The following is a 13,110-nucleotide window of genomic DNA, read 5'->3' as shown; positions in this document are numbered from 1 at the left end:
AAGAAAGGCTACGGCAGAGCAGCGCGTGGCCGCAGGAGACCAACATGACGTACAACATCGCACTGCAGTTCGAGGACGGTGTCACCCGCTTCATCCACTGCAAACCCGGCGAGAAGGTGGCCGATGCCGCCTATCGCCAGAAGCTCAACATCCCGCTGGACTGCCGTGATGGCGCCTGCGGCACCTGCCGCTGCCATTGCGAATCGGGCAGCTATGACATGCCCGAGTCCGGCTATGTGGAAGATGCGCTGACGCCGGACGAGGCCGCCGAGGGCTATGTGCTGACCTGCCAGATGACGCCGACTTCCGACTGCGTCGTGAAGGTGCCGGCTTCGTCTGCCGCCTGCAAGACCGGCGTGCACAACTTCGACGGCGCCGTGGCAGCGGTACAGCGCCTGTCGGATACGACGTTCGGCTTTGCCATCCAGCTGGACGATCCTAACAGCCTGAGCTTTCTGCCGGGCCAGTACATGAATGTGCAGATTCCGGGCACGGAGCTGACGCGCGCCTATTCCTTCAGCTCGCCGCCCGGTGCGGCGCAGGCCGAATTCGTGGTGCGCAATGTGCCGGGTGGCCGCATGAGCGGCTATCTGGGCGAGCAGGCCAAGGTGGATGAGCGCATCCGCATCTCCGGCCCCTACGGCAGCTTCTACCTGCGTCCGGTGCAGCGGCCGGTGCTGTTCCTGGCCGGTGGCACGGGGCTGGCGCCGTTCCTGTCGATGCTGGATGTGCTGGCGAAGACCGGCAGCACGCAGCCGGTGCGCATGGTGCTGGGCGTGACCAATGATGCCGATCTGGTCGCCATCGACAAGCTCGAGCAGATCAGGGCGCAGCATGACTGGTTCGATTTCCGCACCTGCGTGGCGGCGCCCGAGAGCGCGCACGAGCGCAAGGGCTATGTGACGCAGCACCTGGAGACCGAATGGCTGAACGGTGGCGATGTGGATGTCTACCTGTGCGGCCCGGTGCCCATGGTGGATGCCGTGCGTTACTGGCTGGACGAGCAGGGCGTGAAGCCGGCCAGCTTCCATTACGAGAAATTCTCTCCGAGCGAGGCCTGAGATGCAGGGACGTGAACGCTACGCTGGCAAGACGGTGATCGTGACGGGCGCGGCGCAGGGCATCGGCCGCGGCGTGGCGCTGGCCCTGGCAGGGGAAGGCGCACGCCTGCTGCTGGCGGACCGCTCCGATCTGGTGCAGGAAACGGCCGAGGAGGCGCGCGCCCTGGGGGCCGACGTGGCGGTGGAGCTGGCCGATCTGGAAACCTGGGCCGGTGCCGAAGCCGTGGCCAAGGCGGCGGTGAAGCGGTACAAACGCATCGACGTGCTGATCAACAACGTGGGCGGTTCGATCTGGTTCAAGCCCTACGAGGAATACCAGCCGGAGGAAGTGGAAGCCGAAGTGCGCCGCTCGCTGTTTCCCACGCTGTGGATGTGTCGCGCCGTACTGCCGCAGATGCTCAAGCAGAAGGGCGGGGCGATCGTGAACGTGTCGTCCATCGCCACGCGCGGCATCTACCGCATTCCCTACTCCGCTTCCAAGGGCGGCGTGAATGCGCTGACGGCCAGTCTGGCGTTCGAGCATGCGCAGGACGGCATCCGCGTGAACGCGGTGGCCACCGGCGGCACCGAAGCGCCGCCGCGCCGCATTCCGCGCAATCCGAACAAGCTCAGCAAGAAGGAGAAGAGCTGGATGCAGGGCATTGTCGACCAGACGCTGTCCAGCAGCCTGATGCACCGTTACGGTACGATCGACGAGCAGGTCGGTGCCATCCTGTTCCTGGGATCGGACGAGGCCTCGTACATCACCGGATCGGTGCTGCCGGTGGGCGGTGGCGATCAGGGCTGAACCTGCTCTCCAGTCACAGGGAAGTTCCATGCGCAGTACCCTCTCCGGCGCGCCCGATGCGCACGCCCATGGCCCGATGTCGGCCATTCTGGCCGGCCTGCTGGCCGTGGCGGTGTCCTATGCGGGCCCATTGCTGATCTTTTTCCAGGCAGCGCACGCCGGCAACATGTCGCCGGAGATGACGACCTCCTGGGTCTGGGCCATCTCCGTGGGGGCGGGCGTGTCGGGCATTTTCCTGAGCTGGTTCCTGAAGGTGCCGGTGGTGACGGCTTGGTCGGCACCGGGCACGGCGCTGCTGATCACGCTGTTTCCGGCGATCACCATGCCGGAGGTGGTGGGGGCTTACATCACGGCCGCGGTGCTGATCTTCGTGGTGGGCGTAAGCGGCTACTTCGACAAGCTGGTGCGCATGATTCCGCGCGGGGTGGCGGCCGGCATGATGGCGGGCATCCTGTTCCAGTTCGGCCTGAACGTGTTCAAGGCCACCGCCAGCATGCCGGAGATTGCGCTGAGCATGATCGTGGTCTACCTGCTGGCGCGGCGCTTCTTTGTCCGCTATGCGGTGCTGCTGGTGCTGCTGGCGGGGGTGTTGCTGTCGTGGTCGCTGGGGCAGACGCAGTTCCAGCGCGTGACGCTGGAGATTGCCACGCCGGTGTTCACCCTGCCGCAGTGGACCTGGCAGAGCACGCTCAGCTTTGCCCTGCCGCTGGTGCTGGTGAGCCTGACCGGGCAGTTCCTGCCCGGCATGGCGATCCTGCAGCTGTCGGGCTACCACACGCCGGCGCGGCCCATCATCATGGTGACCAGCCTCACTTCGCTGGCAGTGGCGGCGTTTGGCGGAATCACCACGGTGCTGGCCGCCATCACGGCGGCGCTGTGCACCGGCAAGGATGCGCATGAGGATCCGGGCAAGCGCTACATCGCGGGCATTGCCAATGGCGTGTTCTATCTGGTGGGGGCGCTGTTTGCCGGCTCCATCGTGACGCTGTTTGCGGCGCTGCCGCCGGCCTTCGTGGCGGCACTGGCGGGGCTGGCGCTGATCGGCGCCATCACCAGCAACGTGGTGGCGGCCATGGAGCAGCCCGAGCACCGCGAATCGGCCATCGTGTGCTTTCTGGCGACGGCCTCCGGCATGACGTTTCTGGGGCTGGGCTCGGCCTTCTGGGGCATCGTGATCGGCTCGCTGGCGCATGCCATCCTGAGCTGGCGCAAGCGCAGCCAGGCGGCGCCTGCCGTGACGCCGGCCGTGCGCAGTGCATCCACATCCACCGGGGCCGGGGCGCCGCGCTGAGACAGCGGCGCGCCTGCAGCATCCTGCTTCGAGGAGGTATACCGATTCAGTGATATTTCCGTGAATCCCGCATACCTGAGTAACAAAGTTGGGCTTTCGTCCAATTCCAGCAACATAGGTTGCGCCTGCGCAAGGCGATTTAGGAAAAACCCCTAAATCTGTCGCAAGAGTGACCTTCTATGATGCAGCCCGGCAGTTAACGTAAACGTCAAATCAAAAGAGCGTGACGAAGGCTGCCGCTCCTGATCCGCAGTGCGCGGGTGCTGTCACCGTCCTGTCAGGCGAGACCAGCATGCTGCTCCTGTTTGCCCTCGGCAATTTCGCCAAAGACTGCTCCTGGTTCCGCCAGGAGGCCGGCTCGTCACGACAGGCCGACAACAAGGAAAACTACCATGAGACACGTGGACCTGCATGCCCTGATAGACCATGCGAAATTTCAGCGCTTCCACTGGATCGTTTTGATCTGGTGTACGCTCATCATCATCTTTGACGGCTACGATCTGGCCGTGGCCGGTGCGGCCCTGCCGTCCATCATGAAGGAAATGGGCGTGTCGCCCACCAACGCCGGCTTCATGATGAGCTCGGCCCTGTTCGGCATGATGTTCGGCGCCATTTTCCTCGGCACCATGGCCGACAAGGTCGGCCGCCGCTGGACCATCGCCATCTGTATCGCGCTGTTCAGCATCTTCACCGCGGCAGCCGGTCTCACGCACGAGCCGATCTCGTTCAGCGTGATGCGCTTCCTAGCCGGTCTCGGCATCGGCGGCGTGCTGCCCAACGTGGTGGCACACATGGCCGAATACTCCCCGCGCAAGATCCGCTCCACCATGGTGACGCTGATGTTCTCCGGCTATGCCGTGGGCGGCATGCTGGCTGCCGTGCTGGGCAAGGGCCTGATCGCCGACTATGGCTGGCAGGCCGTGTTCTTCGCCGCTGCTGCGCCGCTGATCCTGGTGCCGTTCATGATGATGTCGCTGCCCGAATCCGCCACCTACCTGATCAAGAAGGGCCGTCACGCCGATCTGCAGAAGATTGCCCATCGCATCGAGCCCAGCTACGTGGCGCAACAGGGTGACCATTTCGCGCTGCCCGCATCCGACAACAAGGACCAGTCCGTCAGCCTGGGCCGCCTGTTCCAGGAAGGCCGCGGTTTCAGCACCATCATGTTCTGGATCGCCTTCTTCATGTGCCTGTTCATGGTCTACGCCCTGAGCTCCTGGCTCGCCAAGCTGATGGCCAACGCCGGCTACAGCCTGGGTTCCGCCCTGACCTTCGTGCTGGTGCTGAACTTCGGGGCCATGATCGGCGCCATCGGTGGCGGCTGGCTGGCTGACCGCTTCAACATCAAGGTGGTGCAGATCGTGTTCTACGCCCTGGCGGCGATCTCGATCACCTCGCTGGGCTACAAGCTGCCGCTGCCGCTGCTGTACGTCATGGTCGGCCTGGCCGGTGCTTCCACCATCGGTACGCAGATCGTGACCTACGCCTACGTGGGCCAGTTCTACCCCTACGATGTGCGCTCCACCGGCATCGGCTGGGCCTCCGGCGTGGGCCGTGCCGGCGCCATCCTGGCCCCGATCGTGATCGGTATCCTGGTGGCCATGGAACTGCCGCTGCAGATGAACTTCCTGGCCATCGCGCTGCCGGCCGTGGTGGCTGCCCTGGCGATTGCCTTCATCAACCCGAAGAAGTCGCACTCGCATCTGGTGCACGTGCAGACCGCAGCAGCGCCTGCGCGTTAAGCTGCTCTCCTGAACCCGGCTGCGCCTGCGGGCGCAGTGGGCGGGAAATACATACCGCAGTTCCTTGCGAGAGGGGCTGCGGTTTTTTTATGGCCTGTGGGTTGTTTTACGGCGTTTCGGAGTGGTTGGTCTGGTTGCCAGCTATGTGCCTTGCCTTCTGGTGCCGTGGCAGGGCTCGTTCATCGAGGCAGTGGGGCATCGAAAGGCCGCGCATGCTGGCCGTTTGCGGCATTCTTGGATGCGCATATGAGTGTAGAAAGGGGCTGATGCCGTGCTCTGCTGATTGCTCGGCAGGATCAAGTAGGTGAGCACAGGATTGTGATTCCTGGCGTCTGGAGGCTGATCAGATTCCGGCAATCCTCCCCCCCCATGGATGATCAGGCTGCTTGAGCGCGGCGGCAAGGGATGCGAGGCGAACATTGGAAGAGCAGACCAGTGCAGGGGTGTTGGCTGTCCGGAGATACGCGATACGAAGGCAGCGTATTCGTCTGCTGACGCTCTGGCATCAAACGCAAGGCATGATTGTCGGTTTGGCCCCAGTCTGCACTGAGCGGGCGCGACACCGGTCTAGCAAAGAAAAGGCGCGCTACCCCTCGGCTAGCGCGCCTCGCCGGCAGGCTCACGCCTGCCGGAAGAAGGACCCGTGTATCAGGCCTTCTGCAGCATCTGGATGATGCTGGAGAAGTCCAGACCACCCTTGCCGGACAGGCTGTGCGCGGCGTACAGGCTGCGGGCCATGGCGCCCAGCGGGGTGCTGGCGCGCACGTGCATGGCGTTTTCCTGGGCCAGACCCAGGTCCTTCAGCATCAGGTCGGTGCCGAAACCGCCGGCGTAGCCCTTGCTGGCCGGGGTGGTTTCCATCACGCCGGGCACGGGGTTGTATTTCTCCAGCGCCCAGTTGCCGCCGGAGCTGCGGCGCATGATCTCGGCCAGTGCCTTGGGATCCAGACCGTTGGCCAGACCCAGGGCCATGGCTTCGCTGGTGCCGATCATCAGGATGCCGAGCAGCATGTTGTTGCAGATCTTGGCGGTCTGGCCCGCGCCGACGGAGCCGGCGTGGAAGATGTTGGCGCCCATTTTCTCGAGCAGCGGGCGGGCACGCTCCAGCGCGGCATCGTCACCACCGACCATGAAGGTCAGCGTGCCGGCAGCAGCGCCGGCGGTACCGCCGGAGACCGGGGCGTCGATGAAGGCAAAGCCCTTGGCGGTGGCAGCAGCGCCCACCTTCTGTGCGCTGGCAGCGGCGATGGTGGAGCTGTCGATGATCAGTGCGCCGGCAGGCAGCACGTCGAGCAGGCCGGGCTGGCCGTCCTTGCCCAGGTACAGGGCTTCGACGTGGGCGCTGGCGGGCAGCATGCTGACGACGACTTCGGCGTCCTTGGCAGCGTCGTTGGCGCTGGCAGCCACGGTCACGCCTTCGGCCTTGACGGCGTCGCAGGCAGCCTGGGACAGGTCGAAGGCCTTGACCGTGTGGCCGGCCTTCTGCAGGTTGATGGCCATGGGGCCGCCCATGTTGCCGATGCCGATGAATGCGATGTTCATGAGGTGTCTCCTTGTGGATGGAATAGGGATAAGCGGAATCAGGAACGCCGCTGGCAGGATGGCGCAGCGGCGGACAGCAACGCCCGGCCGCGCAGGGCGGCAGTCGGGGCGCAGCAGAGGGTTTGCATCAGCGGATGGAGTCCAGGCCGCGGTCGCCCAGCAGGCGGCGCGACACGATCACGCGCATGATCTCGTTGGTGCCTTCCAGGATCTGGTGCACGCGCACGTCGCGCAGCAGGCGCTCCAGCGGGAATTCGCGCAGGTAGCCGTAGCCGCCGTGCAGCTGCAGCGCTTCGTTCACGACGTTGAAGCAGGCGTCGGTAGCAAAACGCTTGGCCATGGCGCAGTAGGTGGTGGCATCGGGGCTGCGCGTATCCAGCTTGAACGCGGCCAGACGCACCATCTGGCGCGCGGCGACCAGTTCGGTCTGCATGTCGGCCAGCTTGAACTGCAGTGCCTGGAACGCGGCCAGCTTCTTGCCGAACTGGCTGCGCTCGTTCATGTACTGCTGGGCAGCATTGAGCGCGCCCTGGGCAGCGCCCACGGAGCAGGTGGCGATGTTGATGCGTCCGCCGTCCAGACCCTTCATGGCGATCTTGAAACCTTCGCCTTCCTGGCCCAGCAGGTGGCTGGCGGGCACGCGCACGTCGCTGAAGCTGATGGCGCGTGTGGGCTGACTGTGCCAGCCGAGCTTTTCCTCGTTCTTGCCGTACTGGATGCCCGGCAGGTTGGCCGGCACCAGCAGGGCGGAGATGCCTTCGGCACCCGGGCCGCCGGTGCGGGCCATCAGCACCAGCACATCGGTGGCGCCAGCGCCGGAGATGAACATCTTCTCGCCGTTGATGACGTATTCGTCGCCTTCCAGCTTGGCCGTGGTGCGCAGGCTGCCGGCGTCGCTGCCGGCGCCGGGCTCGGTCAGGCAGTAGCTGGCCAGCTGGTCACCGGCGGTGAGGGCGGGCGCGTACTGCTCGGCGATCTCGGGCCTGGCCCAGTTGGTGATCATCCACGTCGCCATGTTGTGGATGGTGATGAAGGCGGTGGTGGACGGGTCGACCGCTGCCAGTTCCTCGAACACCAGCGTGGCATCGAGGCGCGACAGGCCGAGGCCGCCGTATTCTTCGGAAGCGTACAGGCCGCAGAAACCCAGGGCGCCGGCGGTGGCGATGGCTTGGCGCGGAAAGATGTGTTCGGCGTCCCACTTGGCGGCGTTGGGGGCGAGTTCACCGGCGGCGTAGTCGCGCGCCACGCTGACGAACTGCTGCTGGTCGTCGGTCAGGTCGAAATACATGGTTTGTCTCCTCCTTCCCCGATCGGAAGGGGTCTCGATGCTTGTTGGTGGCCGTCAGCGGGGACAGCGCATTTTTCGGTGTCGTGCAGGAGCGGCGGGTTGACCTTGCGCATCGCTTGCTGGAAAGGATGGCGCAGGATCGCGGCGTACCTGCGGCGGGAGTCCCCTTGCAAGGCGACTCCGGGAAACTTGGGGGAGGCCTGCCGGCGCAGGGCGGTCGTCTGGGTAACCGTCCCTGCGGGTCAGGCCGCAGCCGGAATTACTTCAGGCTGATGGTGGTGTGCACACCGCCGGCGTTGGCTTCGTCGAACCAGCGCTTGGTGATGGTCTTGGTCTGCGTGTAGAACGTGATGACCTGCTTGCCGTAGGGGCCCAGATCGCCCAGCTTGGAAGCGCGCGAACCGGTGAAGGAGAACAGCGGAACCGGCACGGGAATCGGCACGTTGATGCCGACCTGACCGACGTCGATCTCTTCCTGGAACTTGTGCGCTGCTGCGCCGCTCTGGGTGAACAGGGCGGTACCGTTGCCGTTCGGGTTGTCATTGATGATCTGGATGGCTTCTTCCAGGGTCTCGGCACCCATCACGCACATCACCGGGCCGAAGATTTCCTGCTTGTAGATGTCCATGTCGACGGTCACGTCCTTGAACAGGGTCGGGCCGACGAAGTTGCCATTGGCTTCAGCGCCTTCCAGCTGCGGGTTGCGGCCGTCCAGCACCAGGGTGGCACCTTGCTCCACGCCGGAGGCGATCAGGTTGTCCACGCGGGCGCGGGCGTTCTTGTTGACCAGCGGGCCGACGTCCACACCGGGGGTGGCGCCGTTGCCGACCTTCAGGCCCTTGGCGCGCTCGGCGATCTCGTCCACCCAGTTGCGGGCTTCGCCCACCAGGATCACGACCGGCAGGGCCATGCAGCGCTGACCGGCAGCACCGAAGGAGGCGCCAGCCAGGGCGTTGAGCGTCTGCTCCTTGTTGCAGTCCGGCAGCACGATGGCGTGGTTCTTGGCGCCCATCATGCACTGCACGCGCTTACCGGCCAGGCTGGCGCGGTTGTAGACGTGCGTGCCCACGCCGGTGGAACCGACAAAGCTGATGGCCTTGATGTCCTTGTGGTCGCAGATGCCGTTCACGACGTCAACGCCGCCATGCACCACGTTCAGCACGCCAGCGGGGATGCCGGCTTCCAGCGCCAGTTCGCACAGGCGGATGGTGGACATGGGATCCTGCTCGGAGGGCTTGAGCACGAAGGTGTTGCCGGTGGCGATGGCCATGGGGAACATCCACAGCGGAATCATGGCCGGGAAGTTGAACGGGGTGATGCCGGCGCACACGCCCAGCGGCTGCAGGATGGTGTAGGTGTCGACACCGCCAGCCACGTTGTTGGCGAACTCGCCCATCTGCAGCGTGCCGATGTTGGCAGCGTGCTCGACCACTTCCAGGCCGCGGAACACGTCGCCTTCGGCGTCGGGCAGGGTCTTGCCCTGTTCACGCGTCAGGATGGCGGCTACTTCCTTGATGTTTTCGCGGATCAGCTGCTGCAGCTTCAGGAAGATGCGGGCGCGGGTGCCGATGGGGGTGTAGCGCCAGGTCTTGAAGGCTTCCTTGGCGGCGGCAACGGCGGCGTCCAGTTCTTCCTGGGTGGCCATGGGCACGCGGGCGATCACTTCCTGCGTGGCGGGGTTGACGACGTCGCGCCACTCGGTGGTCTTGGACTGGACGAATTCGCCGTTGATCAGAAGCGGTACGCTGGGGATGCTCATGGGATTGTCTCCTCGGTGTCGGTATGGAAAAAAGCAGGGTCGGACGCCAGGCCCGACCTTTGCAAAAATGGTATTCACAACCTTCGCAAATCTTCTACGTGTTTCCCCTAGGTTTTCGCTGTATCAGTGTGTGGGTGTGATACCTTTTGCAATTCGGGCAGTGCTTTTGCAAATGTTGTGCAAGAGGTTCCCGATCACGCCATTCGATTGACCCCATGACACGCAAACTCCTGATGGGCCCGGCGCTGCGGCGCCTGCGCGAGAAAAACCACCTGTCCCAGTCGGCCTTTGCCGAACGGCTGGGGCTGTCGTTCAGCTACATCTGCCAGCTGGAAAACAACCAGCGGCCGGTGACGGCCTCGGTGCTGCTCAAGCTGACGCAGGTGTTCCAGGTGGACCTGAGCGATTTTTCCGAGGATCGCAACCGGCGCCTGCTGGGCGAACTCGATGCGATCTTCCGCGACCAGGGGCTGGTGGGGGATGCCAGCGTGTCGCCGGCGGATATTGACCGCATGGTGCATACGGTGCCGGCACTGGCCGAGACGCTGGTGGCGCTGTACCAGAAGCAGTTGCACCTGCAGGAAGAGTTGCAGCAGCTGGTGGACCGCTTCTATGGCGATTCGCAGCAGGCGGCGCAGGCGCCGTTTCCCCACGAGGCGGCGCGCGACTTCTTCAACCGGCATGACAACTACTTCGACGCACTGGACCGGCAGGCCGAGCAGCTGGCACAGGACTGGGCGCTGCAGCCCGGGCGCAGGGCGGCGGCGCTGCGGGAACAGCTGCAGCAGGCGCATGGCATCGAGGTGGTGGCTGGCGAAGCGAACACGCTGGAGTTGCGCCAGTACGATGCGCGCCGGCGCCGTCTGGTGCTCAAGCCCCAGCTGGGCGATGCACAACAGGCCTTCCAGATGGCCACGCAGCTGTGCTTTCTGGCGCATGGCGACCTGCTGGACCAGGCCTGTGCCGACGAGACCGCATTGGCCGATGCACAGACGCGCACGCTGGCACGTCAGGGGTTGGCGCACTACTTTGCCGGTGCCCTGCTGCTGCCCTATGGCGAATTCCTGCAGGCCGCGCGCAGCATGCGCTATGACGTGGAGCAACTGCAGCGCCGCTTTCAGGTGAGTTTCGAGAGCGTGTGCCACCGTCTGAGCACGCTGCAGCGCAGTGGTGCGCGCGGGGTGCCGATGTACCTGATCCGCGTGGACCAGGCCGGCAACGTGAGCAAGCGGCAGAGCGCCAACTCGCTGCACTTTGCGCGTCATGGCGGCACCTGCCCGCTCTGGCATGTGTTCGAGGCCTTCGCGCAGCCGGGACAGATCCTGACACAGGTGGCCGAGATGCCGGATGGCACGCGCTATTTCGGCATTGCGCGCAGCGTGCAGCGTGGCGGCGGCAGCTTCCATGCGCCGCGCAAGCGCTTTGCCTTCGGCATCGGCTGCGAACTGGCGCAGGCGCGTGAACTGGTCTATGCCGATGGCTGGGATCTGCAGCAGCCGCGTGCCATCACGCCGATCGGGCCGGGCTGCCGCGTCTGTCCGCGCACCGATTGCGTGCAGCGCGCCTTTCCGCCAGCGGGCAAGCCGCTGCACAACGACGACTTCAGCGAATCGCTGGTGTCGTACCGGCTGGAGGGCTGATCAGATCAGCCCAGCAGGCCGTAGAGCATCACGGTCAGGATCAGCAGCGGGGTGACCTTGGTCAGGATGGTGAAGACCGCGCGCAGCAGGCCTGTGTTGTGCAGCGCGCCTTCGTTGCTGTTGGCAGCCACGAAGCCGGCCTGCTTCCAGCGCAGCAGCACGAACAGGCAGGTGAGCAGGCCGGTGATCGGCATCAGCAGCTTGCTGGAGAGGAAGTCGAACAGGTCGAACAGGTTCATGCCGCCAAGTTGCACATGGCTGAGCGTGCTGGACGAGAGCGCGCTCAGGCTGCCGAGGCCTACCAGCGCCAGCACGGTGAGCCAGGTGGCGCGGGCGCGCTCGATGCGCAGGCGCTCGTGGAGGATGGCGACCGGCACTTCCACCAGCGACAGCATGGCGCCGATGGCGGCAAAGGCGGTCAGCACGAAGAAGACGATCATCAGCAGATGCCCGAGAGGCATGCTGGCGAACACGGCGGGAATGGTCTGGAACAGCAGTGCCGGGCCGCTCGCCGGATTGAATCCGAGCGCGAACACGGCAGGGAAAATGGCCAGGCCGGCCAGCATGGACACGGTCAGGTCGGCCAGCATCACGGTGAGGGCGGTGCGCGGAATGTTCTGCTGCTGGCGGAAGTAGCTGCCGTAGATGGTCATGCTGCCCACGCCGAGCGAGAGCTTGAAAAAGGCCAGCCCCAGCGCCTTGAGCAGCACCTGGCCGTCGATACGGGAAAAATCCGGCAGGAACAGGAAGCGCACGCCTTCCATGGCGCCGGGCAGCATCAGGGCGGCGAGGGCCACCAGCACCAGCAGGCCGAACAGCAGCGGCATCAGGCGCTTGGTGACGGCTTCGATGCCACGGCTGACGCCGAAGGTGATGATGATGCCGACCAGCAGCAGCACCAGCCATTGCCAGCCGAGGGCTGCGGCAGGATTGCTCACCAGACCGCCAAAGGTCTGTTCCAGCAGGCTGCGGTCTTGCGTGAGGATGCCGCCGCTGACGCTCTTGCCCACATAGGCAAACACCCAGCCGACCACGGCCGAGTAGAACGACATGATCAGCAGCACCGAAACCAGTCCGAGCGCGCCGATGATCCACCACAAGGTGCCGGGCGCCAGCTTGCGGTACACGCCGACCGGGTCGGTGCGCGCGCTGCGGCCCAGGCTGATCTCGGCAATCATCAGCGGCAGGCCGACCAGCAGGGTGGCGAGCAGATAGATCAGCAGAAAGCCGGCGCCGCCGTTGTTGCCGGTCTGGTAGGGAAACATCCAGATGTTGCCGAGACCGACGGCAGAACCGAGGGTGGCAGCGAGCACGCCGAAGCCGGAACTGAAGCCGTCGCGTGCGGAAGCGGGAGAGGAGGACATGGAAGCACGAGCCAGTGCGCCGACAGATGCGGAGTGCATCGTGCGCACGACCGTGCGCGTGTCGGGGAAAGAAGAGGATTGTAGGCACAAGCGCGCCCAGGCCGTGTGCGGTAAAGACGGAAATCTTTGGTGGTGAGGTTGATGCAGATCAACGTCTGGGCGCGGTTTAGGGGGCCACGCTGCAAACAGGTGCGTAGTGTGCCCACGGGCAATTGGCGACAGGACGCTGGAAAAGCAAGAGATTGATGTGTGAGTCTGGTTTTTGTTACCTATGGGCAACATATCCATGTGTAAGACCGCTGCATAACCTCGCCGATCATCCGGCCGAAGCAAGAATCATGCTGATTTTGTCGCGTTTTGCATGATTTCATGCCCCCCGAAGTGGCTGTGAGCCACTTTGGGAGCTCCATTTGCCCTCTCAGGGCGCACCTACCCCCGCAAGCTCCATCGCTTTCAACTTGCGGTGCGCCTTCAGCAGGTTCATCCCCAAGGCCGCCCAACACATCTGCGCCTGCACCTTTGCTGTCCCAAAGTACCGCGCCCGCGCCAGATTGAACCTGCGTTTCATCGTCCCGAACGCCTGTTCCACCTTGAAGCGGATCGCCCCGATCTTCTTGTTGAACTGGCTGTACAACG

At 64.7% G+C, this 13,110-nt stretch carries 10 protein-coding genes; 5 read left to right on the top strand and 5 right to left on the bottom strand.

Translation table 11 applies throughout. The features are described from left to right. The first annotated feature begins 44 nt into the window (after positions 1 to 44). The 4 genes from benC to BMW28_RS11680 all read left to right on the top strand — a co-directional run bounded on the left by benC (position 45) and on the right by BMW28_RS11680 (position 4,881). Complete coding sequence (benC, locus tag BMW28_RS11695; RefSeq protein ID WP_091818164.1) at positions 45 to 1,061, top strand: benzoate 1,2-dioxygenase electron transfer component BenC; 1,017 nt, start codon at positions 45 to 47, stop codon at positions 1,059 to 1,061. Position 1,062: 1 nt separating this feature from the next. After that, complete coding sequence (locus tag BMW28_RS11690) at positions 1,063 to 1,848, top strand: 1,6-dihydroxycyclohexa-2,4-diene-1-carboxylate dehydrogenase (RefSeq protein WP_091818162.1); 786 nt, start codon at positions 1,063 to 1,065, stop codon at positions 1,846 to 1,848. Between the two features lie 28 nt (positions 1,849 to 1,876). Next, entirely contained in the window at positions 1,877 to 3,139 is a 1,263-nt protein-coding gene (locus BMW28_RS11685; RefSeq protein ID WP_234970136.1) for a benzoate/H(+) symporter BenE family transporter, read from the top strand. A 392-nt stretch (positions 3,140 to 3,531) separates the two neighbouring features. Next, a complete protein-coding gene (locus BMW28_RS11680) occupies positions 3,532 to 4,881 on the top strand; it encodes an MFS transporter (RefSeq protein WP_091818160.1) in 1,350 nt (449 codons plus the stop codon). A 648-nt stretch (positions 4,882 to 5,529) separates the two neighbouring features. On the opposite strand, the gene mmsB is transcribed toward BMW28_RS11680, so the two are convergent. The 3 genes from mmsB to BMW28_RS11665 all read right to left on the bottom strand — a co-directional run bounded on the left by mmsB (position 5,530) and on the right by BMW28_RS11665 (position 9,470). Then, the gene (gene mmsB, locus BMW28_RS11675) at positions 5,530 to 6,423 is read right to left on the bottom strand and encodes a 3-hydroxyisobutyrate dehydrogenase (RefSeq protein WP_091818158.1); all 894 of its coding nucleotides are present in this window, start codon (positions 6,421 to 6,423) and stop codon (positions 5,530 to 5,532) included. A gap of 127 nt (positions 6,424 to 6,550) precedes the next feature. Then, complete coding sequence (locus BMW28_RS11670) at positions 6,551 to 7,711, bottom strand: acyl-CoA dehydrogenase family protein (RefSeq protein ID WP_091818156.1); 1,161 nt, start codon at positions 7,709 to 7,711, stop codon at positions 6,551 to 6,553. 259 nt (positions 7,712 to 7,970) lie between these two features. Then, positions 7,971 to 9,470, bottom strand: coding sequence for a CoA-acylating methylmalonate-semialdehyde dehydrogenase (locus BMW28_RS11665; RefSeq protein WP_091818154.1), 1,500 nt, complete (start codon positions 9,468 to 9,470; stop codon positions 7,971 to 7,973). A 215-nt stretch (positions 9,471 to 9,685) separates the two neighbouring features. Here BMW28_RS11665 and BMW28_RS11660 point away from each other — a divergent pair, with 215 nt between their 5' ends. Further along, a complete protein-coding gene (locus tag BMW28_RS11660; RefSeq protein ID WP_091818153.1) occupies positions 9,686 to 11,110 on the top strand; it encodes a helix-turn-helix domain-containing protein in 1,425 nt (474 codons plus the stop codon). A gap of 5 nt (positions 11,111 to 11,115) precedes the next feature. Here BMW28_RS11660 and BMW28_RS11655 read toward each other — a convergent pair whose 3' ends face one another. Together BMW28_RS11655 and BMW28_RS11650 are read right to left on the bottom strand one after the other, a co-directional pair. Continuing rightward, on the bottom strand, positions 11,116 to 12,474 hold the full coding sequence (locus tag BMW28_RS11655; protein ID WP_091818152.1) for a sodium-dependent transporter: 1,359 nt from the start codon (positions 12,472 to 12,474) through the stop codon (positions 11,116 to 11,118). 418 nt (positions 12,475 to 12,892) lie between these two features. Further along, on the bottom strand, positions 12,893 to 13,110 hold a 218-nt coding region (locus BMW28_RS11650; protein WP_143280600.1), incomplete at its 5' end, for a transposase.

This window comes from Allobrachymonas denitrificans DSM 15123 (genome assembly GCF_900110225.1).
GTDB classification, from domain to species: Bacteria; Pseudomonadota; Gammaproteobacteria; order Burkholderiales; family Burkholderiaceae_C; genus Brachymonas; species Brachymonas denitrificans.
The sequence above is the reverse complement of the archived record's forward strand: the minus strand, read 5'-3'. Positions and strand labels throughout refer to the sequence as shown.

What these genes read in the sequence shown, in the direction of transcription:
- benC (WP_091818164.1), top strand. Translation starts at nt 45, where the DNA reads ATGACGTACAACATCGCACTGCAGTTCGAGGACGGTGTCACCCGCTTC.
- BMW28_RS11690 (WP_091818162.1), top strand. Translation starts at nt 1,063, where the DNA reads ATGCAGGGACGTGAACGCTACGCTGGCAAGACGGTGATCGTGACGGGC.
- BMW28_RS11660 (WP_091818153.1), top strand. Translation starts at nt 9,686, where the DNA reads ATGACACGCAAACTCCTGATGGGCCCGGCGCTGCGGCGCCTGCGCGAG.
- BMW28_RS11670 (WP_091818156.1), bottom strand. Translation starts at nt 7,711, where the DNA reads ATGTATTTCGACCTGACCGACGACCAGCAGCAGTTCGTCAGCGTGGCG.
- BMW28_RS11665 (WP_091818154.1), bottom strand. Translation starts at nt 9,470, where the DNA reads ATGAGCATCCCCAGCGTACCGCTTCTGATCAACGGCGAATTCGTCCAG.
- mmsB (WP_091818158.1), bottom strand. Translation starts at nt 6,423, where the DNA reads ATGAACATCGCATTCATCGGCATCGGCAACATGGGCGGCCCCATGGCC.
- BMW28_RS11680 (WP_091818160.1), top strand. Translation starts at nt 3,532, where the DNA reads ATGAGACACGTGGACCTGCATGCCCTGATAGACCATGCGAAATTTCAG.
- BMW28_RS11685 (WP_234970136.1), top strand. Translation starts at nt 1,877, where the DNA reads ATGCGCAGTACCCTCTCCGGCGCGCCCGATGCGCACGCCCATGGCCCG.
- BMW28_RS11655 (WP_091818152.1), bottom strand. Translation starts at nt 12,474, where the DNA reads ATGTCCTCCTCTCCCGCTTCCGCACGCGACGGCTTCAGTTCCGGCTTC.